This window comes from Paracoccus sp. pheM1 (assembly GCF_018499825.1).
GTDB lineage: Bacteria > Pseudomonadota > Alphaproteobacteria > Rhodobacterales > Rhodobacteraceae > Paracoccus > Paracoccus versutus.
In genome coordinates, this window is record NZ_JAGXCX010000002.1 from 829,411 (window position 1) to 848,797 (window position 19,387).

Consider the following 19,387-nt stretch of genomic DNA (forward strand, 5'->3'; position numbering starts at 1 on the left):
AGACCGATGTCTGAGCCCCGCCGCCCCGAACCCGAGGCCCTGCTGTCCGAGGCCCGCCGCGAGGGCCGCGGGCGGCTCAAGGTCTTTCTGGGCGCGGCGCCGGGGGTGGGCAAGACCTATGCCATGCTCGAGGCCGCGCGGCTGCGTGCGGCCGAAGGCGTCAAGGTGCTGGTCGGCGTGGTCGAAACCCATGGCCGCGCCGAGACCGAGGCGCTGCTGCGCGGGCTGGAGGTGCTGCCGCGCCGCCGCGTCATCCACAGCGGCCGCATCCTGCACGAGATGGACACCGATGCCCTGATCGCCTACCGCCCCGACCTGGCGCTGATCGACGAGCTTGCGCATTCCAACCTTTCCGGCGGTCGGCACGAAAAACGCTGGCAGGATGTCGAGGACGTGCTGGCGGCGGGGATCGACGTCTATACCACGCTGAACGTCCAGCATGTCGAGACGCTGAACGACACCGTCGCCCGCATCACCGGCGTCCGCGTGCGCGAGACGGTCCCCGACCGCGTGCTGGAAATGGCCGATGAGATCGAGCTGATCGACCTGCCGCCGGACGAGCTGATCGCCCGGCTGCGCGCGGGCAAGGTCTATGTCCAGGACCAGGCCGCGCGCGCGGTGGCGAATTTCTTTGCCAAGGGCAACCTGACCGCGCTGCGCGAACTGGCCATGCGCACGGCCGCCGACAGGGTCGACGCCCAGTTGCAAGAGCACATGGCCACCAATGCCATCGCCGGGCCATGGCCGACGCAGGAGCGCATCCTGGTGCTCTTGCCCGAGGGCGCGGTCGGCCGCGACGCCATCCGCATCGGCAAGCGTTCGGCCGACCGGGCGCGGGTGGAATGGTTCGTGCTGGCGCTGACCAGCCTGCGCGACGAACAGAACCGCCGTGCCGATGGCCAGGACGAGACCGGGCCTGCGCTGCGGCTGGCGGAAAGGCTGGGCGCCGATATCTCGACCTTGCAGGTCGAGGGGGATGCGGTCTCCGAGGTGCTGGATTTCGCCCGGCGCCAGAACATTCGCCGGATCATCCTGCCGCGCCCGCCCGCGCGGCCATGGCTGGCACGGCTGCTGCCCGATGCGCGGGAACGTTTCCTTGCCGGCCTGACAAGGCGCGCCACCGATTTCGAGCTGACCCTGGTCGGCGACGAGGCCCGCGCCGGCCGGAAACGGCACGCTCCGACCCCGCCCGACCTGCCGCACGGCCTGCGTCTTGCGGGCATCGTCATCGCGGTCGTGGCCGGCGCCAGTCTGGTCGCGATCTCTGCCGACCGGCTGTTTCCGGTCCTCAGCCTGTCGCTGATCTATATGACGGCGGTGGTTTCCGTTGCCGCATATTTCGGCCTCTGGCCCTCGGTCGCGACGGCGGTCTTGAGCTTTCTGACCTACAACCTTCTCTTTACCGAACCGCGCCTGACGCTTCACATCTGGAGCCGGGGCGAATTCCTGACGCTGGTGCTGTTCCTGGCCGCCTCGATCCTGACCGGCAACCTGGCCGCGCGGCTGCGCAGCCGCGTCATCGCGCAGCGGGCCATCGCGGACCGGACCCGCAAGCTTTACGATTTCTCGCGCAAGGCGGCCGGGGCGGCCTCTTTCGACGATGTGGTCTGGGCGGCGGTCAGCCATGTGGCGACGGTGCTGGAATGCGAATCGATCCTGCTGGTCCCCGACGAAGGCGGCGCGCTTGCCATAGCCGGCGCCTTTCCGCCCGAGGACCGGCTGGAACCGCGAGAGCGATCGGCCGCGCAATACGCCTTCGACCATGGCGAGCCGGCCGGGCGCGGGTCGGGAACGCTGCCGGCCTCGCGCTGGCTGTTTCTGCCGCTGTCCGGGGCGGAGCGGCGCCTCGGCACGCTGGGCATCGCCTATGAGGACGGGCGCGAGCCCGGCCCCGGCGACCGCCGCCTGCTCGAGGCGCTGGCCGATCAGGTGGCGCTGGCGCTGGAGCGCATCCGCCTGTCCGAGGATCTGGCGCAAAGCCGCGTCACCAGCGAAACCGAGCGGCTGCGCAGCGCGCTGCTGTCCTCGGTCAGCCACGACCTGCGCACGCCGCTGGTCTCGATCCTGGGCGCCGCCGAGGGGCTGGACCAGCCCGGCCTTGGGCCCCAGGGGCGCGACATCCTGGTCGAGACCATCCGCGAAGAGGGCGAGCGGCTGGACCGCTATATCCAGAACCTGCTCGACATGACCCGGCTGGGCCATGGCGCGCTGCGCCCGAACGCGGTGCCGACCGACCTGCGCGAGCTGGTGGGCACGGCGCGGCACCGGCTGCGCGGGCCGCTGCGCGACAACCCGGTCATGGTGACCATCCCCGAGGACATGGCGCCCGCCCATGTCGATCCGATCCTGATCGAGCAGGTCGTGGTCAATATCCTGGACAATGCGCGCAAATATGCCGGTCCCGGCACGCCGATCCGCATTTCCGCAAGCACCCATGGCGCCCGTGCCACCCTGGCGATCGAGGACGAGGGCCCCGGCCTTCCCCCCGGCGCGTCGGGCCATGTCTTCGACATGTTCTGGCGCGTGGGCCAGGGCGACGGCGGACAGGGCGGCACCGGCCTCGGCCTTGCCATCTGCAAGGGAATCGTCGAAGCCCATGGCGGCACGATCCGGGCCGAGCCGGTGCATGCCGACGGCCGCGGCACCCGGATCGCGATCGACCTGCCGCTGACAAACCCGGAGCTGACCCATTGAGCGCCGCCCGCATCCTCATCGTCGAGGACGAAACCCCGATCCGCCGCTTCCTGCGCGTGGCGCTGGAGGCCGAGGGGCATCTGGTCTCGGAGGCCGCGACGGCGCATGAGGGGGTGGCCCTTGCCGCCAAGGAGGCGCCGGCGGCGATCATCCTGGACCTGGGCCTGCCGGATGCCGACGGGATCACGGTGCTGAAGCGGGTGCGCGAATGGTCCGCGGTGCCGGTGCTGGTCCTGTCCGTGCGCAGCGACGAGGCCGGCAAGATCGCCGCCCTCGACGCAGGCGCGCAGGACTACGTCACCAAGCCCTTCTCGACGGGCGAGCTGCTCGCCCGCCTGCGCGGCCTTCTGCGCGACCGCGCGGCCGAGGCGGCGACAGCGGTGCTGACCCTTGGTCCGCTGTCGATTGACGCGGCCGACCACCGGGCAAGCCTGGCGGGCGAGGACCTGCACCTGACCCGCAAGGAATTCGACCTTCTTTGGCTTCTGGCCACCCATGCCGGCCGGCTGGTCACGCAGGACATGATCCTGCGCGCCATCTGGGGCCCGGCCCATGCCGGCGACAGCCAGTATCTGCGCGTCTATATCCGCCAGCTCCGCGCCAAGCTCGGCGACGATGCCGCCGACCCCCGCTGGATCTTCACCGAACCGGGCGTGGGGTATCGGCTGGCCGAGGGCTGAGACGAGCCGCTGGCCCGGCCGCATCCTGAAACGCAATCTGCATGCCAAATTCCACCGTTCGCAGGAGCGGCGGACTTTGCGTTTACGACGAGCTTGACCCGGCTACGCTGACGTGGCGCGGAATATCCGCGCCGCATTCCCACGCCGCGCGGGTCGGGGCCCGCGGGTTCTGCCCACGATATTCAGGCCCCCGACATTCAGGATAGGTGGCAAATGCTCGCCAACCCGGCCCCCGCCCCAGATAGCCGCATGGCGGGATATATTCTTTGTGGATGAAACCCGAGGTGCGGACGCGGCCGGGGAAGCCAGGCGTCAGAAATCGAAGAGATCCCCGAGAAAGCTCTCACGCCGTTTGGGCTTCCTGCCATACCCACGGTCATCGTCCGCAGAGGGATGGCGAGAAAGGTCGCGCCGGTCATCTCTTCTGTCGCGATCCTGAAGCGGCCGACGGTCGCGTTCCGAATCCATGGGCGCGGTTGCCTGTGCCGCGCGCTCGATGATCTTGTCGAGTTCCCCGCGATCCAGCCAGACCCCACGGCATTTGGGACAATAGTCGATTTCTACGCCCCCGCGCTCGGCAATCACCAGCGTCTCGTCGTCTATCGGGCATTTCATCTTGTGTTCCTCGATGGGGCTGTCGGAGAACTTAAGATGTGCTCCGTGGCGCGAGTACACAAGGCCACACTGAACCGTTGCGCGGAGATCGATCACGACAGGCTGCCAGAGGATGATACACGCCACCTGCGACTGCAGCTCGCTACGCCGGCAGCATCCTCATGACCCGGCGGCTGGTCAAGCCAACAGACGGAACGCTCAGAGAATGACGCGGACAGATACCGGAAAAGGCCGCCAGCCGGCGGCATGTCGCCGGACAAGATGTTAACAGCCGTGCCAGTGGGCGGCTCACCCTTTCCGCAGGATCTTCTCCATCGGCTTGCCCTTGGCCAGTTCGTCGATCAGCCTGTCCAGATAGCGGATCTCCCGCATGAGCGGGTCCTCGATCTCCTCCACCCGGATGCCGCAGACCGTGCCCTTGATCAGGAAGCGCGCCGGGTTCATGCGCGGGGCCTCGGCAAAGAAGGTCTCGAAATCCGTTTGGTCGTCCAGCCGGGCCGCCAGTTCCTCCGGGCTATAGCCGGTCAGCCAGCAGATGATCTCGTCGACCTCGGCCCTGGTTCGGCCCTTCTTCTCCGCCTTTGCCAGGTAGTGCGGATAAACGCTGGCGAAGCTGGTGGTAAAGATCCTGTGCCTGGTCATCTCGCCTCCTGACCGAACCGCCCCGGCGCATCGGGCCATGTCCAGAGACCCTCGTCGGCGAGGACCGCATCCACGACCGCTTCCGCCCTTGGCCGGGCACTCGGGTTGTGGCCCATCCCCCTGTATTGGGTCTCGATGTCGACCAGGAAAGCGACGACATCGTCACGCGGCGTTCCCCGGCGCAGTTGGGATGCCGCCGCGATCAGATAGCTGTCGTATTCGTCCGCGAAGGACAGGTTGGCCTCGTCGCCCCAGCTGCCCGGCCGGCTTTCCGGGTCCAGCAAGCCGATGGGATCCCAGAGCGACCAACCGATATCGTGCGAGATCGCTCAAAGAAAAGCCGTGCTGCTTTGCCACCGCTTCCGCCGCGCGGGCCTCGGCCTTGCGGCGATCCTCGAAGGAGGCGATCGCCTTGGCCACGTTCTTTTCCAGCTGCTTCAGTTCGGCCAGCGACAAGGCATGCAGGTCGATATCGGCCATAAGCGTCCCCTGTTGTTATGCCATCCGTTTAATTCAGCAGGGGTTCAGCGGCGATTCCCGCGCTCAATCCATAGCCCGTCACCTGTCCAGCCTGATCTCCCGAACCGGATGCCCCGTGTCGATGAACAGCCGTCCCGCCGGTTTCAATGCGGCCCGCAATCGTTCAAGGGCGCGTTGCCCGATCTCCGGATGGCGGCCGTCCAATGCCCCGACACGCATCGCGAAAGCGATGTCGAAGGGCGCTTCATCGGCCAGCAGTTCGAAATCCTCGACCGCCACCTGCCGGAACCGGAGGCTGCCCGAGGCGATCTCGGGTTTCGATCCGGCCACCGCGCTGTCGATCGCCCTGGCCGAGCGGTCGATGGCGAGGACGAAGCCGTTGCCGATGCGGCGGCAGACCTCGCGGGCCGCTACGCCGGGGCCGCAGCCGATCTCCAGCACCCGATGGCCCGGCGCCAGCGGCGGGGCGTCCACGAAACACGCGATGCGGTTCGATATCCGCGGGGCCATGATGCTCAGGTCTTGTCGGTGACCTTCGGCCACCAGGTGCCGAAGCACCACAAATTGCCCTCGGGATCGCGGCAGATGAATTCGCGGCTGCCGTAGTCGCGGTCGGTCAGCCCCTCCTCGATCACCGCGCCGGCGGCCTTGGCACGGGCGAACATCGCGTCAGCGTCATCCACGGCGATATAGAGCGACTTGCCGCCCTGCCCCGACGGCTGGCCCACCATCCCGCCATAGGCGTCGTCCCTGTCGTCGCCGCACATGATCATGGACGAGCCGAAGGCCAGTTCGGCATGGGCGACCTTCTCGCCATCCATGTATTTCGCATGGGTGGTGAAGCCGAAGGCCCTTTCCAGCCAGTCGATCATCGCCGCCGCGTCGCGGAAGCGGAAGGTCGGGTAGATGCGCGGAGCTTCCATCATGCGTTCCTCCTGTCAGATTGGGGCCATGCCCGGTCAAATGTCTCGGCCGTCTCGGCGTGACCGTGGATGCAGCACCGATCCGAACTGCCGCTCAAGCCAGTCGACCCCGAAGGCGACGATATCCTGCGCGTCGAACAAATGGCAGCGCGCGGCGCCGACCATGCCCTCCCGGTACCGGCCCGTCGCGACATAAGCGCGGGCGATGGTCTCGACCGCATCCGGCTGGCCCTCGACCGCGAAGCAATCGAGGATGCCGTTCGAGTCGAAATCCGTGGCAGCCTCCCAGATGGTCCGGCCATCCGGGCCCGGCATCGGCATCTCATAGCTGACGCGGCGCTTGCCGGGGATGTCGGCGACGGCCTCGGCATAATGCAGCACGGTCACCGCATCGAGCGGCGCCCCCAGCAGCAGGGTCTTGCCGCCAAGGCGGACGAAGCGTTCCAGCGGCGAGCCCTCGCGCAGGGCCTGGCCCAGCCGGTGCGGCTCGTCCAGGGTCCCGGCCAGCGGGCCGACCGCGACCATCGAGGCATCCGGGTGGGCGCTGCGCCGGGCCTCCGGCAAGTCCGCAAGGAATTGGTTCAACAAGCCGAAGCCGCGATATGTCCCGGCGGTCCGGGGATCGAAGGCGGGCCAGTCGCGGCGCAGGGCCTCGTCCATCCGGGCGCCGTTCAGGGTTTCCTCATAGGGCGAGCGGTCCCAGGAGGCATATCCCATCACCGTGCCGCCCGGCCCCACGGCATCCATGAGCGCCTGGGCGACCCCGGCTGCGCCACCCTCGACCGGGCCGAGCGCCTTCAGCGAGGCGTGGACCATCACCAGATCGCCCGGCTGCAAGCCAAGCCGCCGAAGATCCGCCGTGATCGTGGCCTTGCCGCGCATGGGCCTACGGATTGTCCCTGAACCAGTCGACGATGGCGGGCATGTCGCGCTCGAACCCGCCAGGGATGAAGACGTTCAGGACACCGACACGCTCGGCGGTGCGGTTCCTGAAGTCATGCGTCACGCCGGCCGGGATGCGCAGGAACGTCCCTTGCGGCGCGTCCAGCCAGTCCTCCCCGGCAAGGAAGCCGACCGTGCCGGCGATCACGTAGAAGATCTCGTCATTCACTTCATGCGCATGCGCGCCCGGGCCGTCGGCGCCGGGCTCCAGCCACCATTCCGAGACGCTGTAGCGCGCAGCCGTCTCATCCTCATCGGCCTTGAACACCGCCGTCATCCGGCCGAGGACGTAGCGCCGTCCCTCGCCCGGCGGCAGGTGCAGAACGCCCTTGTCCGCGTGTTCGTCGCTCATCGCTGCCTCCCGCTGGCTGATGGAAAGGACCCCGACAGCATAGCCCGCCGAGGCCCCGCTGTCAGGTTCCGAGCGAGGGGCCGGTTTGCGCAGCAAGAACCGAAGGCCCTATGTCGCGTCCTGATCCGCCTTGCGCAGAACGACCCTCAACTTGCCGCTGCTGCCGCCGCCGCAGAAGAACCGGGCGCCGCCATCCGATTCCAACCCCGAGACCCCGGTGCCCGGCGGCATCTCCAGCCGTTCCAGCACTGCGCCGGTGGCGGGGTCGATGCGCCGGATGTCGCTTTCCTCGCCCTGCCAGGTGCCGTGCCAGAGCGCGCCCTCGATCCAGGTGACGCCAGTGACGAAGCGGTCGCAGTCGATGCTGCGCAGCACCTTGCCGGTCTCGGGATCGACCTGGTGGATGCGCCGCCCGCGATGCTGGCCGACCCAAAGCGAGCCCTCGGCCCAGGCCAGCCCGGAATTGCCGCCCTCCGGCGCGGGAATGGTCGCCAGGACCTCGCCGCTCTCCGGGTCGATCTTGCGGATGACCGGCCCGGCGATCTGGAACAGATGCCGGCCGTCGAAGGCCGTGCCGGCATCGGCGGGAATCTCCAGCGCGCCCAGCAGCTCGCCGCTGTCGGGGTCCAGCGCGTTCAGCCGCTCGCCGCTGGCGAACCAGACCTGCCTTCCGTCGAAACTGACGCCATGCACCTCCTCGATCCCCGGAAAGGGGCCGTATTCGCGGATGATTTCGGCCATGCGTTTCATGGGGCCATCCTAGCGCATCGGCACGGGCGCCGGGAGTAACAAGCTTGTCGGGAAGCCCGGCACGCTCCGCGCGATCCAACGCCGGGCGCGGCCGTGGCCCAGCCATTCGACCCAGCCGGCCCGCTCCAGCGCCTTGAGCCCGCGCTGCACGCTGCGCGGGCTGACATCCAAAGCCAGGGCCAGCGCCGAACTCGACCAGGCCTCGCCATCGGCCAGCAGGGCCAGCAGCCCGGCATGATCACCCTCGACCGGCGGGGCCAGCACGGCGACCCTACGCACGACGCACGGCTCCAGCACAAAGCCCCGGCCCGTCGCGCTGATCCCGGCCAGCAGGGAGAGGTGTTCGCGCAGCCGCCCGATCTCCACCCGCAATCTTGCCCGATGCGACTCGTCGGCATGGCGGGCGCGAAAGGCACGCGCGAGCAGGGTTTCGCGCGGCACGTCGCCGGGCCATGCTTCGGCCAGCGCGCGCAGCAGCGCCATCAGCACCGGCCGCCCGGCCAGTGGCACCAGCATCGCGCCGCCGCGCAGAAGGTTGCGGCAGGCATCGACCAGCAGCAGGTCCGAGCCGATCAGCGCCTCGACCCCGGCCAGGTCCAGCAGGGTCTCGCGCCCGTTTTCGATCAGCCGCGCGGCCGGGACGTCGAAGGCGGCGCGCGCCTGTGCGACCTCGGCCGCCAATGCGGCGATGCCTGTCTGATGCGCGGCAAGGGCGGCCCGGTCCAGCGCGGCCCGCGCATCGCCGGCCCGGATGCGCCGCATGGCGATGCCGGCGGCGACCAGCCAGCAGCCGGGACGCGAGGCCGGGGGCAGCGCGGCGGCATCCAGCGTCTCAAGCACCGCCTCGGCCTGATCGAGACGCCCGGTCAGCAGCAGCAGCCGGGCCTGCAGGTAGCCGGCATGGGCGGCGTTCGCCCAGTCGCCTTGCGCCGCAAGCGCGCCTCGCGCCGTGCCAAGCGCCTGCTCCAGACCGCCCAGGTCGCGCGTGACCAGCGCGATTTCCGCCGCGGCCAGCCGGCAGCGGGCACGGGCCAGGGGATCGGCACCCAACCCTCGCGCGGCGCGGCGCAGCAGATCGCGCGCCCGGTCGAGATCGCCGAGTTGCGCCATGGCGATGCCGCGCAGCGCCAGCGCGGGCGGATCGTCGCGCAGGGCGACCCGCTTCAGCGCCGTCAGCGCATCCCCCGCCGCCAGCGCCTGCGCAGCCGCCGCAATCCCGTCATCCTTGTTACTCACGCCCGGATGCCGCCCCGTCCTAGAGTCGTTGCTGCAAAGCATCGGACGGGAGGCCCGGAATGACAACGCCCACGGGAAAGCCCGGCGCGGCAGGCTGGCTGGCCCTTGCGGCGGCGCCCTGCTTCGCCGTCATGGCCTGGATCACGGCGGCCTCGCCCGCGCTCTGCCTGTCCGGGCCCGGTCCGCTGCCGCTGTACGGCATGACCATGATGTATCTGCTGATGAGCCTGTTCCACCTGCCGCCCTGGTTGCGGCTGATGGCAGGCCAAGACCCAACCCGGAAAGGAGACTGACCATGACCCAAGCCATCGTTTCCCGCGAGGAATGGCTGGAAGCCCGCAAGGCGCTGCTGGCCCGCGAACGCGACATGACCCACCAGCTCGACGCCCTGCGCGCCGAGCGGCGGCGGATGCCCTGGGTCCGCATCGACAAGCCCTATCGCTTCATGGGGCCCGACGGCGAGGTGACGCTGGGCGACCTGTTCGGGACCCGCAGCCAGCTTGCCATCTATCACTTCATGCTGACGCCCGGTTCCGATCATCTCTGCTCGGGCTGTTCCTTCGTCGTCGACCATGTCGATGCCGCCCGGCAGCATTTCGAGCAGGCCGACCTGGCCTTCGCCGCCGTCTCGCGCGCCCCGGTCCAGCGGATCGAGGAGGTCCGGCGGCGCATGGGCTGGCGCTTTCCCTGGCTGTCGTCGGACGACGGCGATTTCAACTACGATTTCGGCGTCTCGTTCACCGAGGAGGATCGCGCGGCCGGCCGGGCGATCTACAACTACGGGACGGTGATCGAGAAGAGCCCGGACATGTTCGGGGTCAGCATCTTCGTGCGGCAGGACGGCGTCCTCTTCCACAGCTATTCCACCTATCACCGCGGCGTGGAACTGCTGATGGGCGCGTTCAACTGGCTGGACCTGACCCCAAAGGGCCGCAATGAAAACGGCGCCATGAGCTGGCTCAGGCTGCATGACGAATACTGAGCCGGGCGCAGAGGATCAGGGCGGGCGCTGAGCATCCGGCGCTCTGGACGATATCAGGGCATCTGTCCTGACGATGGCTGGGGTGCCTGCTGGCCGGGCAAGAATGCCCCTCGATAACCGCGAGCAAGGGGAACAGGTCGCAAGCGGCCAGGGGACACGGCTTGCAGCCCCCGGCTGCCCGCCCTAAATTGCGACCATGATGTTCATGTCCACATTCTTCCCGCTGATCTGACCGGCCCTGCCGCCGGCGCTTTCGCGCCATCAGATCGACACGGCGCCCGCGATTGGGGCGCCAAGCGGAGAATGCGTGATGACCCATCCCGAACCCACCGGCCTGGCCGAGCGTCAGGTCCAGAGCTTCATCGAGGACGGCTTCGTCAGGATCGACGGCGCCTTCCCCACCGACCTCGCCCGGCAATGCCGGGACGAGTTGTGGGCAGCTGCGGGCCTCTCGCCCGACCGGCCCGAGGGCTGGACGCGACCCGTCATCCGGATCGCATCGATGTTCACGCCCGCCTTCGTCCAGGCCGCCAACACCCCGCTGCTGCATCGGGCCTATGACCAGCTTGCCGGGCCGGGGCGCTGGCTTGCGCCGCAGGGCCTCGGCAGCTTCCCGATCCGCTTCCCCTTGCCCATCGCCCCCGGCGACGATGGCTGGCATGTGGACATGAGCTTCGGCGACAGCCCGGATTTCATGGAGTGGCGGGTCAATGTCAAAAGCAGTGGCCGCGCGTTGCTGATGCTGTTCCTGTTCTCGGATGTCGGGCCCGGCGATGCACCGACCCGGATCAGGCAGGGCTCGCATATGGCCATTGCGCGCGAGTTACTGCCCTATGGCACGGCAGGCGCGACGCTGCGGCAATTGTCGGCGAACGGCTATGCCTCGACCGAGACCTGCCCCGAGGCACTGGCGACGGGCGCGGCGGGCACGGTCTATCTGTGCGATCCGTTTCTGGTCCATGCGGCGCAACCGCACCGGGGGACAAGACCCCGCTTCATGGCGCAGCCGCCCTTGCTGCCAAGAGCCGAGTTCGACCTGGCCTTGCCGCCCTCGCCGGTCCAACTCGCCATCCGCAGGGCTTGCGGGCCGGCGTTCTGAAGCCGGCAAGGTCCGGGGCTCCGTCAGATGAGCGACGCCCAGGCATCGGTGACGACACCCTGCGTCTTCCCGGTCCTCTCCATGCCACGGCCGTCGTTCACCTTGCGACCATGAAAAGACGGTTGCCGTCGCGGATCAGTTCCAGCGCCACGATGGCACGGCGGCCGGCAAGCATGTCACGCAAATCCGCGACCGATGAAACCGGCGTCCGGTTGACGGCGACGATCATGTCGCCGCGGCGCAGACCGACCCATGCCGCAAGGCTGTCCGGCTCGACGCTGTCGACCGTGATCCCGGCACTGCCCGCCCGGCGCGCCTCCTCCGCCGAGGCGTTGCGCAACCGGGCGCCATCCAGCGGCGTGCCAGCGAAATCACCGGAGGAGGTGGCTTCGGCGGTGATGGACAGGTCGACTTCCCGCTCGTCCCCCTCGCGCCTGACCGTCAGGCGGATGGTGCTGCCGACGGGCGTCAGGCCCAATCGGTTGCGCAGATGCGTGGCGCCCTGCACCGGGGCGCCGTCGACAGCGGCCACCACGTCCCCCGCCTTCAGCCCCGCCTTCTCGGCAGGCGAGCCGGGCTCGACATTCGCGATGACCGCGCCGTGGATGCCGCCCAGCTCCAGCGCCTCGGCCAGATCGGGCGTCAGGTCGTGCATGCCGATCCCCAGCCTGCCGCGCCGCACCTCGCCGTGCTCGATCAGCTGCTGCATCACGGCGACGGCCATGTTGCTGGGCACCGCGAAACCGATACCGATATTGCCCCCCGCCGGGGTCAGGATGGCGGTGTTGATACCGACCAGCCTGCCGTCCAGCGTCACCATCGCGCCGCCCGAATTACCCGGGTTGATCGAGGCGTCGGTCTGGATGAAATCCTCATAGCCCTCGCGGCTGATGCCGCTGCGTCCCAGCGCGCCGACGATGCCCGAGGTCACCGTCTGGCCCAGGCCGAAGGGGTTGCCGATGGCGGCGACGAAATCGCCGACCTGAAGGCGGTCGGAATCGCCGATCTCCAGCGCGACCAGATCCTCGGCCTCGATTCGCAGCAGGGCGATTTCCGTGGCCTGGTCGGCGCCGACGAGTTCGGCCCGGAACTGGCGCCCGTCCTTCAGCGTGACGCTGATCGCGCTGGCCTCGGCGACGACGTGGTGATTGGTCAGCGCATAGCCGTTCTGGGCGTCGACGATCACGCCGGAGCCGGCGCTCATCTGCCGCCGCATCGGCGGGTCGGGAAGATCGAAGAAACGGCGGAAATAGGGATCGTTGTAAAGCGGGTTCGATACCGCCGGCGTTTCCGAGACGACCGCGATATTGACCACCGCCGGGGTGACGCGCGACAGCATCGGGGCAATGGTGGGAATACCGCCCGCCGCCTCGGGCATGGGTTGGCCGACAGCCGCCGGGGACGGCGCGACCAGCGCCAGGATCGTGCACAGCGTGATGGCAGCCGCGCGCAGTCGGAGGATTTTCATCGACATCGGCAATTTCCGTTTGATCGGTGGTGGATTTCCTTTCTCGCCCGAGACCAGACGGGGAACGTGAAAACGGCCCGGCGGGTTGCCGGGCCGTTCGGAACGTCACGCTGTCGAATAGGGCCGGTCGTCGCCCGACCACAGGCTGAAGCCTGCCAGGATCGCGACGATCAGACCGGCGATCACATGCACCCACATCGCCGCCGCGAGGGTCGCGAAGCCCAGAACCCAGGGCGCGATCGCCGCCCAGAGGCCAAGGGCGGCATTGGCCCATTCCTCAAGCCTGTGCGCGGCCAAGGCGATCAGCGTCATCGCTGCCCCGATGATCCAGGCGTTCCCCGCCGCGGCGGTCTCGGCCGCGAAGCCGAGATACCAGGGCGACAGCAGAAGACCGAGACCGGCAACGACATTGGCGATGTCGAATGCCGTCCGGCGATCGAGAGACAGGGATTTCAGCATCGTTCACTCCTCCTTGTCGGTTGCTTGGTGATCCCGTCAATGGACCTTCCCTTGCGGGGGAAGGCTGGATGCGGCGGCGGGCCCGGGCGGCGGCAGGGCTGCCCGGCCTGCTTCGGGCGGGATCGCTGCGATCTCATCCCGCGTCAGCAGCCCCGCCGCCATCTCGTGCAGCGCCAGTTCTGCAGGGCTGGCGCCCGGCATGTCGAGCATCGCCCCGGCGCCCTGAAGCAGCGCCCTGCTGCGGCCAGCGTCAGGGCGAACCTGTCCGGCAGCACCTTCTGGCAATCAAGCACGACGAGCGGGTCCATGGCCGCACCTCATGCCGCCTTCCGCGCGCCGGAAGCGGCCCGCCCCGCCGCCTTGCGCTCCTGCGCCAGCAGCGCCTGCCGGGCCTCGGCCAGATACGAGGGCCGGCCGTTCTCGGGCATGCCCTCGTTGGTCGCCTGGTCGATCAGGTATTCGGTCCAGGCCGGGTTCGTCAGGATCCGGCGCCTGACCCCCGCGGATTCCCCGAGCAGCCATCGTCGAGACACACCTGCTGGCTTGACAGCATCAGGTCTCACCTTCATTGTCTCAACACATCTTGAGAGGTTGATTCGATGGAAGAGCAACGCGCCCTTGCCGGCTTTGCGGCGCTGTCGCAGGAAACCCGGCTACGCATCGTCCGGCTGCTGGTCAAGGCCGGGCCGGAGGGCATGGCGGCCGGGGCCATCGGCGAGGCCCTGGGCGGCGCCAGCACCTCGCGGCTGTCGTTTCACCTGACCCACCTCGAACATGCCGGGCTGATCCGGTCCCGGCGCGAAGGGCGCTTCATCATCTACAGCGCCGTCTTTGCCACATTAGCCGGGCTGATCGAATTCCTGATGCGCGATTGCTGCGACGGCCACCCGGACATCTGCGCGCCGGTCGCGGCCGCGCTGGATTGTGCCTGTGACCCCACTTTGACCCGAGAGACCTGAGCATGGATGTCGTCATTTACCACAACCCCGACTGCGGCACCTCGCGCAACGTCCTGGCCATGATCCGCAATGCCGGGATCGAGCCGCATGTGGTGGAATACCTCAAGACGCCGCCCTCGCGCGCGATGCTGGAACGGCTGATCGCCCGCATGGGCATCGCACCTCGCGCGCTGCTGCGGGAAAAGGGCACGCCCTATGCGGAGTTGGGCTTGGACGACCCGGCACTGCCCGACGCGGCGCTGATCGAGGCGATGATGGTGCATCCGATCCTGATCAACCGGCCCATCGTGGTCAGCCCCAGGGGGGTGCGGCTCTGCCGGCCCTCGGAGCAGGTGCTGGACCTGCTGCCGCCGCAGCGCGCCGCCTTCAGCAAGGAGGACGGCGCGCCGGTAGTGGATGCCCAGGGCAACCGCATCCGCTCGGCCTGAAAGGAACAGGTGATGACACCCGACCGCCCGGCCCGCCGGCTTTCCTTTCTCGACCGCTACCTGACCGTGTGGATCTTCGCGGCCATGGCGTTCGGCATCCTGCTGGGCACCGTGTTCACCGGCCTGCCGGATGCGCTGAACGCCATGGCGGTCGGCTCGACCAACATCCCCATCGCCATCGGGCTGATCCTGATGATGTATCCGCCGCTGGCCAAGGTGCGTTACGAGGAACTGCCCCAGGTCTTTGCCGACAGGCGCGTGCTGGTGCTGTCGCTGGTGCAGAACTGGCTGATCGGGCCGGTGCTGATGTTCGCCTTAGCGGTGATCTTCCTGCGCGACAGCCCCGAATACATGACCGGGCTGATCCTGATCGGCCTGGCGCGCTGCATCGCCATGGTGCTGGTCTGGAACCAGCTGGCGCGCGGCGACGGGCAATATGTCGCCGGGCTGGTGGCCTTCAACGCGATCTTCCAGATCCTGTTCTTCTCGACCTATGCCTGGCTGTTCCTGACCGTGCTGCCGCCCTTGTTCGGGCTGGAGGGCAGCGTGATCGACGTGGGCTTCTGGACGGTGACGGAGGCGGTGCTGATCTACCTGGGCATCCCCTTCGCCGCCGGTTTCCTGACCCGGCGTGTGCTGATCCGGCGCCGGGGCGAGGAGTGGTATCAAAACGTCTTCCTGCCGAGGATCAGCCCGATCACGCTGGCCGCGCTGCTGTTCACCATCGTCGCGATGTTCAGCCTGAAGGGCGGCGATGTCGTGCGCCTACCGCTCGACACCGTCAGGATCGCCGTGCCGCTGGTGCTGTATTTCGCCATCCAGTTCCTGGTCAGCTTTGCCATGGGCCGGCTGATCGCCAGGGATTATCCGCGCAGCACCGCCATCGCCTTCACCGCCGCCGGCAATAACTTCGAGCTGGCCATTGCCGTCGCCATCGCCGCCTACGGCCTCGCCTCGCCCGTGGCCTTCGCCACCGTGATCGGCCCGCTGGTCGAGGTGCCGGTGCTGATCCTTCTGGTCAACGCCGCCCTGTGGCTGGGCCGCCGTTGGTTTCCCGAAGCAACCCCGCAAGAGGCCCGCGCATGATCCCCGACCTGCCGAACCTGTCGCCCGACTGCCTGCGCGCGCCCGCGATCCCGGACATCCCCCGCGCGACGCATCCGCCGCGCATCCTGCTGCTCTACGGCTCGCTGCGCGAACACTCCTGCAGCCGCTTCGCCACGCTGGAGGCCGAACGCCTGCTGCGGCATTTCGGCTGCGAGACGCGGGTGTTCCACGCCAACGGCCTGCCGCTGCCCGAGGATGCCGAACCGTCGCATCCCAAGGTGCAGGAGCTGCGCGACGCCTGTCTGTGGTCCGAGGGCCAGGTCTGGACCAGCCCGGAACGCCACGGCGCCATGACCGGGGTGATGAAGGCGCAGATCGACTGGATTCCGCTGTCGATGGGGGCGATCCGGCCGACGCAGGGCCGGACGCTGGCGGTGATGCAGGTCTCGGGCGGCTCGCAGAGCTTCAACGCGGTGAACCAGATGCGCGTGCTCGGCCGCTGGATGCGGATGCTGACGATCCCGAACCAGTCCTCGGTCGCCAGGGCATGGCAGGAATTCGACGAGGCCGGGCGCATGCGGCCGTCGAGCTATTACGACCGCATCGTCGACGTGATGGAGGAACTGGTGCAGTTCACCCTGCTGACCCGCGACCTGTCGGCCTTCCTGACCGACCGCTACAGCGAGCGCAAGGAAGCGACCGCAAAGCTGGAAGAGCGGGTGAACCTGAAGGCCGCGACGTGAGGCTGAGGATGCGCGATATCGGCTGGGGGCTGATCGCGAGATGCAACCGGATCGTGCCGTGAAGAGCTGCTGATCAGGTCTGAACCGGGTATGGAAGGCTCAAGGCCCGACCTGCTGCATTAGCAGGCTGGTGAAAAAGTCCTTGCGACAGGACAGCGCGGGCGGGGAACCGGGAAATCCGCCTCAAATTTGCCGAAAACACCCCATTTTCGGGCCGATATTAGCTGGATCCAGAACGATTTCCGCTGCGTCGCCCTCTCAAAATCCTTTTTCAGCAGCCTGTTAAATAATCAATCTTGCTGCCGAGCAGTTGATGGGTAAGGAGGCGGGCGCCAAGACCGCTGCCGACTACGATGAGAAGCCCACTGAGCGGCAACAACTCTCATGACTCGGACTGGCAGTCCTTGGGCCTGCAGCTAGGGTTGTACATCCCCCGCCTACATCCCGAATACTGTTTCCCTCGTCCTTCGAACCGCCGTCTCGTCCATCCGATATGGCGGATGTATCTTTTGTCGTCCATGCGGTTCCGTGCAATAATTACCTACGACAGTTTGTCGGGTTTGGACAAATCAGCTGCTAATCGAGATCGACTCCACGCAGATCGTGCCAGCATTGGTTTATGGAAACCAATCCCTTCACCCGGGCCGAAAGCGCGACCATGCCCCGCCGCGTGTTCAGAAGCGGCAAAACCGGCAGTTCTTCCATAACCCGCCGGCCGGCTTCCCGATAAAGCCGCAGGCGTTCGGCCCCCGCGAGCGTTCCTGCTGCGCGATCAAGCAATTCATCGAGAAGCGGATCGGACGCATAACCCGCATTGAATCCGACAGGCGAGGCGTTGCGGCTGTGCAATACCTGCCGCAGCCAAAGATCGCTGGACATCGCCCAGCTCATCTCGCTGAAAGAGATGCCGGATGCCGCGCCCTGCCGCCACTCGTTGCAATAGCCGACCCAGTCGGGACGAAGCGTAACCTTCAGCCGGATGCCGACCGCGGCGAGGCTCTGTTCCATCTGCCGGTAGATCGCGCCGGGATCGAGCTGGGCCGAGCCTGCGCGCGCCCCCAGGGCATGAAGCGTCAGCCTTTCTGCCGCGCCCGCCTCGGCAAGCAGAGCGCGGGCACGATCCGGATCGTAGGGATACAGATCCCCGGCCTGCGGATCATGGGACGGCGAGCCGGGAGGCAGCATGCCGAATGCCGGAACCGCGGCCCCCGGAAACAGTTTTGCGCACAAGGCTTCACGGTCAATCGCATGGGCAATCGCGCGGCGGACCCTGATGTCGGCCATCTGCGGATCGCGCAGATTGAAGACCAGATACCAGATGTATGGCGGATGGTATTCCGGAATGGTGAAGCCCTGCGCAGCCAGTTCTTCGAGATCGGCGCCCTCGAGGCTATAGGCCATATCCACCCGCCCCTCGGCCAGAGCCCGCAGCCGGTCGCCCAGATCGGGAAAGGGCAGAAAGCGTATCCCCGAGAGCCGTGGCCGACCGCCCCAGTAATCGTCGTTCCGCACCAGTTCGACCCCCGAACCATGGGGCGTGTCAAAGCGCCGATGAAAGCGGAACGCGCCGGTTCCGGGCGCGCGCTCGGCGCATCCGTCAGGACCGAAACGCTTCAGCGCCAGCGGGCTGACCAGCGACTGCGCGCCAGGCGCATCCTCTTGCGTCATGTAGCGCAGGAATTCCGGCGACGGCTCTCTGAGCGTGATTTCGACCGTCAGGGAATCGACTGCCCGGACCTTCGCGATCAGCTCTGCCGCCGCGCGGTTCAGATCGGCCGCTTCATGCGAAAACATGGGCGATTCCGGATCGCAGAACCGGGCGTAGTTCAGAACCACGGCTTCGGCATCGAGCAGCGCGCCATCGTGAAAGCGGATGCCGGGGCGCAGACGGAACAGGAACCGGCGGGCGTCGTCCGAGACGTCGCAGCTTTGGGCCAGGCGCGGGACGATTGCGGTCGGCTGGCCCGCACTTGCCGGAGCAGCGTCGAAATCGTCCTCCATCAGGCTTTCATGGGTCTGCTGGACCACGCGACCAGTATTCCAGCCGCCAAAGGACCGGGGCGGGTCGATCCCGTCCACCTCCCAGTCCAGCGCCACGCGCAGAACATCTCTCTCATCCATTCCCATCACTCCGTGCCGGCCCTTGCTTCGTTGCGGTATTCATGTGGCGAACAAGCGGCCGTGGTCCCGCGCATGGCGCATGGCGGCCGTCTCGATCACGGCGGCCGCGCTGCATTCCATCTCGTCCAGCGCGGTCGCCAGCGCGATCCGGCTGGCCGCCAGGATCTCGGGCGCGAAACCGGCGAGCACCGCCTGCGACGCCGCCGCAGGCACGATGTCCAGGCGCACCGCCGCCGACAGGATCATCGTGGCGATGCCACGCAGTTCCATCAGAACCGCAGCCGGGCGGGAAACGCCGCAGGCCGCCGAGGTTGCCGCCGAGATCACCGCCAGATGGCCGGGACTGCGGCCCGTGGCGATGGCACCCGCATAATCCGCCAGCACCGCGTCGCGCGACAACGAGGGTGCGAGCACCGCCAGCCTGCGACCGCATCGGCGAGAGGCCGCCTGTGCTGCATCGGTCAGCTTCAGGCAATCGAGCCGGGCGTCGATGGCCAACAACCGGGCCTCATCCCCGGATGTCAGGGCCTGATGCGCAAGGGATGCCGCCGCCCCGTCGCAGCGGGCGCCCCCCTGCATCAGTGCCGAGACAACGATCTGCCGGAGGCGCCTTTCGTCGGGCACCCGGCCGTCGCGCAGCAGGCGCTCCAGTCCCAGGGCATGGGCGTGCCGCCCGATGGGCAGGGCGGTGTCCGACAGCTGCATCAGGGCCAGCAGCGCCGGGCCATCCGCCAGCGCGCCAGACGTCGTGTCATGGGTCATTCTGC

General features: G+C 68.0%; 24 protein-coding genes. 9 read left to right on the top strand and 15 right to left on the bottom strand.

The features are described from left to right. Positions 1-6: 6 nt before the first annotated feature. Together KF941_RS18195 and KF941_RS18200 are read left to right on the top strand one after the other, a co-directional pair. A complete protein-coding gene (locus tag KF941_RS18195; RefSeq protein WP_214274124.1) occupies positions 7-2,694 on the top strand; it encodes a sensor histidine kinase KdpD in 2,688 nt (895 codons plus the stop codon). After that, positions 2,691-3,374, top strand: coding sequence for a response regulator (locus tag KF941_RS18200; RefSeq protein ID WP_036759496.1), 684 nt, complete (start codon positions 2,691-2,693; stop codon positions 3,372-3,374). Before KF941_RS18195 ends, KF941_RS18200 begins: the two co-directional genes overlap by 4 nt. Positions 3,375-3,686: 312 nt before the next feature. On the opposite strand, the gene KF941_RS18205 is transcribed toward KF941_RS18200, so the two are convergent. The 9 genes from KF941_RS18205 to KF941_RS18245 all read right to left on the bottom strand — a co-directional run bounded on the left by KF941_RS18205 (position 3,687) and on the right by KF941_RS18245 (position 9,314). Beyond that, the gene (locus KF941_RS18205; protein ID WP_072463914.1) at positions 3,687-3,989 is read right to left on the bottom strand and encodes a zf-TFIIB domain-containing protein; all 303 of its coding nucleotides are present in this window, start codon (positions 3,987-3,989) and stop codon (positions 3,687-3,689) included. A gap of 288 nt (positions 3,990-4,277) precedes the next feature. Further along, positions 4,278-4,631 carry a DUF2200 domain-containing protein gene (locus KF941_RS18210; protein ID WP_214274125.1) on the bottom strand — a complete coding sequence of 118 codons (354 nt, stop codon included), beginning with the start codon at positions 4,629-4,631 and terminating at the stop codon, positions 4,278-4,280. A 162-nt stretch (positions 4,632-4,793) separates the two neighbouring features. Then, on the bottom strand, positions 4,794-5,111 hold the full coding sequence (locus tag KF941_RS28085) for a hypothetical protein (protein ID WP_240540480.1): 318 nt from the start codon (positions 5,109-5,111) through the stop codon (positions 4,794-4,796). 78 nt (positions 5,112-5,189) lie between these two features. Further along, the gene (locus tag KF941_RS18220; RefSeq protein WP_214274126.1) at positions 5,190-5,621 is read right to left on the bottom strand and encodes a class I SAM-dependent methyltransferase; all 432 of its coding nucleotides are present in this window, start codon (positions 5,619-5,621) and stop codon (positions 5,190-5,192) included. 5 nt (positions 5,622-5,626) lie between these two features. Then, the gene (locus KF941_RS18225) at positions 5,627-6,037 is read right to left on the bottom strand and encodes a VOC family protein (protein ID WP_214274127.1); all 411 of its coding nucleotides are present in this window, start codon (positions 6,035-6,037) and stop codon (positions 5,627-5,629) included. 33 nt (positions 6,038-6,070) lie between these two features. Beyond that, positions 6,071-6,916 carry an aminoglycoside 3-N-acetyltransferase gene (gene aac(3) / locus KF941_RS18230; protein WP_214274128.1) on the bottom strand — a complete coding sequence of 282 codons (846 nt, stop codon included), beginning with the start codon at positions 6,914-6,916 and terminating at the stop codon, positions 6,071-6,073. A gap of 4 nt (positions 6,917-6,920) precedes the next feature. Further along, positions 6,921-7,328: a cupin domain-containing protein gene (locus KF941_RS18235; RefSeq protein ID WP_214274129.1), complete on the bottom strand. Its 408-nt coding sequence runs from the start codon at positions 7,326-7,328 to the stop codon at positions 6,921-6,923. A 108-nt stretch (positions 7,329-7,436) separates the two neighbouring features. Next, entirely contained in the window at positions 7,437-8,078 is a 642-nt protein-coding gene (locus tag KF941_RS18240) for a glutamine cyclotransferase (RefSeq protein ID WP_214274130.1), read from the bottom strand. Between the two features lie 9 nt (positions 8,079-8,087). Continuing rightward, positions 8,088-9,314 carry a helix-turn-helix domain-containing protein gene (locus tag KF941_RS18245; protein WP_214274131.1) on the bottom strand — a complete coding sequence of 409 codons (1,227 nt, stop codon included), beginning with the start codon at positions 9,312-9,314 and terminating at the stop codon, positions 8,088-8,090. Positions 9,315-9,373: 59 nt separating this feature from the next. Here KF941_RS18245 and KF941_RS18250 point away from each other — a divergent pair, with 59 nt between their 5' ends. The 3 genes from KF941_RS18250 to KF941_RS18260 all read left to right on the top strand — a co-directional run bounded on the left by KF941_RS18250 (position 9,374) and on the right by KF941_RS18260 (position 11,395). Then, positions 9,374-9,607 (top strand): hypothetical protein, encoded by a 234-nt coding sequence (locus tag KF941_RS18250; RefSeq protein WP_214273065.1) that lies wholly within the window; start codon positions 9,374-9,376, stop codon positions 9,605-9,607. 2 nt (positions 9,608-9,609) lie between these two features. Next, on the top strand, positions 9,610-10,296 hold the full coding sequence (locus KF941_RS18255; protein ID WP_214274132.1) for a thioredoxin family protein: 687 nt from the start codon (positions 9,610-9,612) through the stop codon (positions 10,294-10,296). 310 nt (positions 10,297-10,606) lie between these two features. Further along, on the top strand, positions 10,607-11,395 hold the full coding sequence (locus tag KF941_RS18260) for a phytanoyl-CoA dioxygenase (RefSeq protein WP_214274133.1): 789 nt from the start codon (positions 10,607-10,609) through the stop codon (positions 11,393-11,395). Positions 11,396-11,492: 97 nt separating this feature from the next. Here KF941_RS18260 and KF941_RS18265 read toward each other — a convergent pair whose 3' ends face one another. The 4 genes from KF941_RS18265 to KF941_RS18280 all read right to left on the bottom strand — a co-directional run bounded on the left by KF941_RS18265 (position 11,493) and on the right by KF941_RS18280 (position 13,855). Further along, entirely contained in the window at positions 11,493-12,869 is a 1,377-nt protein-coding gene (locus tag KF941_RS18265) for a DegQ family serine endoprotease (RefSeq protein ID WP_214274134.1), read from the bottom strand. A gap of 99 nt (positions 12,870-12,968) precedes the next feature. Then, positions 12,969-13,322: an SPW repeat protein gene (locus KF941_RS18270; protein ID WP_214274135.1), complete on the bottom strand. Its 354-nt coding sequence runs from the start codon at positions 13,320-13,322 to the stop codon at positions 12,969-12,971. Positions 13,323-13,358: 36 nt separating this feature from the next. Continuing rightward, complete coding sequence (locus KF941_RS18275; RefSeq protein WP_214274136.1) at positions 13,359-13,532, bottom strand: hypothetical protein; 174 nt, start codon at positions 13,530-13,532, stop codon at positions 13,359-13,361. A gap of 107 nt (positions 13,533-13,639) precedes the next feature. Then, positions 13,640-13,855, bottom strand: coding sequence for a hypothetical protein (locus KF941_RS18280; protein ID WP_214274137.1), 216 nt, complete (start codon positions 13,853-13,855; stop codon positions 13,640-13,642). Between the two features lie 66 nt (positions 13,856-13,921). On the opposite strand from KF941_RS18280, the gene KF941_RS18285 reads away from it, so the two are divergent. Genes KF941_RS18285 through arsH form a run of 4 tightly spaced genes read left to right on the top strand, consistent with a single transcriptional unit; the run spans position 13,922 to position 16,499 of the window. Next, positions 13,922-14,281 carry a metalloregulator ArsR/SmtB family transcription factor gene (locus KF941_RS18285; protein ID WP_072463889.1) on the top strand — a complete coding sequence of 120 codons (360 nt, stop codon included), beginning with the start codon at positions 13,922-13,924 and terminating at the stop codon, positions 14,279-14,281. 2 nt (positions 14,282-14,283) lie between these two features. Further along, a complete protein-coding gene (arsC, locus tag KF941_RS18290) occupies positions 14,284-14,709 on the top strand; it encodes an arsenate reductase (glutaredoxin) (protein WP_072463888.1) in 426 nt (141 codons plus the stop codon). 12 nt (positions 14,710-14,721) lie between these two features. Continuing rightward, complete coding sequence (gene arsB, locus KF941_RS18295; RefSeq protein WP_214274138.1) at positions 14,722-15,795, top strand: ACR3 family arsenite efflux transporter; 1,074 nt, start codon at positions 14,722-14,724, stop codon at positions 15,793-15,795. Then, a complete protein-coding gene (gene arsH / locus KF941_RS18300) occupies positions 15,792-16,499 on the top strand; it encodes an arsenical resistance protein ArsH (protein ID WP_214274139.1) in 708 nt (235 codons plus the stop codon). Before arsB ends, arsH begins: the two co-directional genes overlap by 4 nt. A gap of 576 nt (positions 16,500-17,075) precedes the next feature. Here the strand turns inward: arsH and KF941_RS18305 are convergent. Together KF941_RS18305 and KF941_RS28405 are read right to left on the bottom strand one after the other, a co-directional pair. Further along, entirely contained in the window at positions 17,076-18,620 is a 1,545-nt protein-coding gene (locus KF941_RS18305; protein ID WP_214274140.1) for an ABC transporter substrate-binding protein, read from the bottom strand. A gap of 39 nt (positions 18,621-18,659) precedes the next feature. After that, positions 18,660-19,382 carry an urease accessory UreF family protein gene (locus tag KF941_RS28405; RefSeq protein WP_072463412.1) on the bottom strand — a complete coding sequence of 241 codons (723 nt, stop codon included), beginning with the start codon at positions 19,380-19,382 and terminating at the stop codon, positions 18,660-18,662. Positions 19,383-19,387: the final 5 nt, after the last annotated feature.

What these genes read in the sequence shown, in the direction of transcription:
- KF941_RS18240 (WP_214274130.1), bottom strand. Translation starts at nt 8,078, where the DNA reads ATGAAACGCATGGCCGAAATCATCCGCGAATACGGCCCCTTTCCGGGG.
- KF941_RS18285 (WP_072463889.1), top strand. Translation starts at nt 13,922, where the DNA reads ATGGAAGAGCAACGCGCCCTTGCCGGCTTTGCGGCGCTGTCGCAGGAA.
- KF941_RS18260 (WP_214274133.1), top strand. Translation starts at nt 10,607, where the DNA reads ATGACCCATCCCGAACCCACCGGCCTGGCCGAGCGTCAGGTCCAGAGC.
- KF941_RS18220 (WP_214274126.1), bottom strand. Translation starts at nt 5,621, where the DNA reads ATGGCCCCGCGGATATCGAACCGCATCGCGTGTTTCGTGGACGCCCCG.
- KF941_RS18305 (WP_214274140.1), bottom strand. Translation starts at nt 18,620, where the DNA reads ATGGATGAGAGAGATGTTCTGCGCGTGGCGCTGGACTGGGAGGTGGAC.
- KF941_RS28085 (WP_240540480.1), bottom strand. Translation starts at nt 5,111, where the DNA reads ATGGCCGATATCGACCTGCATGCCTTGTCGCTGGCCGAACTGAAGCAG.
- arsC (WP_072463888.1), top strand. Translation starts at nt 14,284, where the DNA reads ATGGATGTCGTCATTTACCACAACCCCGACTGCGGCACCTCGCGCAAC.
- arsB (WP_214274138.1), top strand. Translation starts at nt 14,722, where the DNA reads ATGACACCCGACCGCCCGGCCCGCCGGCTTTCCTTTCTCGACCGCTAC.
- KF941_RS28405 (WP_072463412.1), bottom strand. Translation starts at nt 19,382, where the DNA reads ATGACCCATGACACGACGTCTGGCGCGCTGGCGGATGGCCCGGCGCTG.
- KF941_RS18255 (WP_214274132.1), top strand. Translation starts at nt 9,610, where the DNA reads ATGACCCAAGCCATCGTTTCCCGCGAGGAATGGCTGGAAGCCCGCAAG.
- KF941_RS18265 (WP_214274134.1), bottom strand. Translation starts at nt 12,869, where the DNA reads ATGTCGATGAAAATCCTCCGACTGCGCGCGGCTGCCATCACGCTGTGC.
- KF941_RS18210 (WP_214274125.1), bottom strand. Translation starts at nt 4,631, where the DNA reads ATGACCAGGCACAGGATCTTTACCACCAGCTTCGCCAGCGTTTATCCG.
- KF941_RS18205 (WP_072463914.1), bottom strand. Translation starts at nt 3,989, where the DNA reads ATGAAATGCCCGATAGACGACGAGACGCTGGTGATTGCCGAGCGCGGG.
- KF941_RS18270 (WP_214274135.1), bottom strand. Translation starts at nt 13,322, where the DNA reads ATGCTGAAATCCCTGTCTCTCGATCGCCGGACGGCATTCGACATCGCC.
- KF941_RS18195 (WP_214274124.1), top strand. Translation starts at nt 7, where the DNA reads ATGTCTGAGCCCCGCCGCCCCGAACCCGAGGCCCTGCTGTCCGAGGCC.
- KF941_RS18225 (WP_214274127.1), bottom strand. Translation starts at nt 6,037, where the DNA reads ATGATGGAAGCTCCGCGCATCTACCCGACCTTCCGCTTCCGCGACGCG.
- KF941_RS18250 (WP_214273065.1), top strand. Translation starts at nt 9,374, where the DNA reads ATGACAACGCCCACGGGAAAGCCCGGCGCGGCAGGCTGGCTGGCCCTT.
- KF941_RS18275 (WP_214274136.1), bottom strand. Translation starts at nt 13,532, where the DNA reads ATGCTCGACATGCCGGGCGCCAGCCCTGCAGAACTGGCGCTGCACGAG.
- arsH (WP_214274139.1), top strand. Translation starts at nt 15,792, where the DNA reads ATGATCCCCGACCTGCCGAACCTGTCGCCCGACTGCCTGCGCGCGCCC.
- KF941_RS18235 (WP_214274129.1), bottom strand. Translation starts at nt 7,328, where the DNA reads ATGAGCGACGAACACGCGGACAAGGGCGTTCTGCACCTGCCGCCGGGC.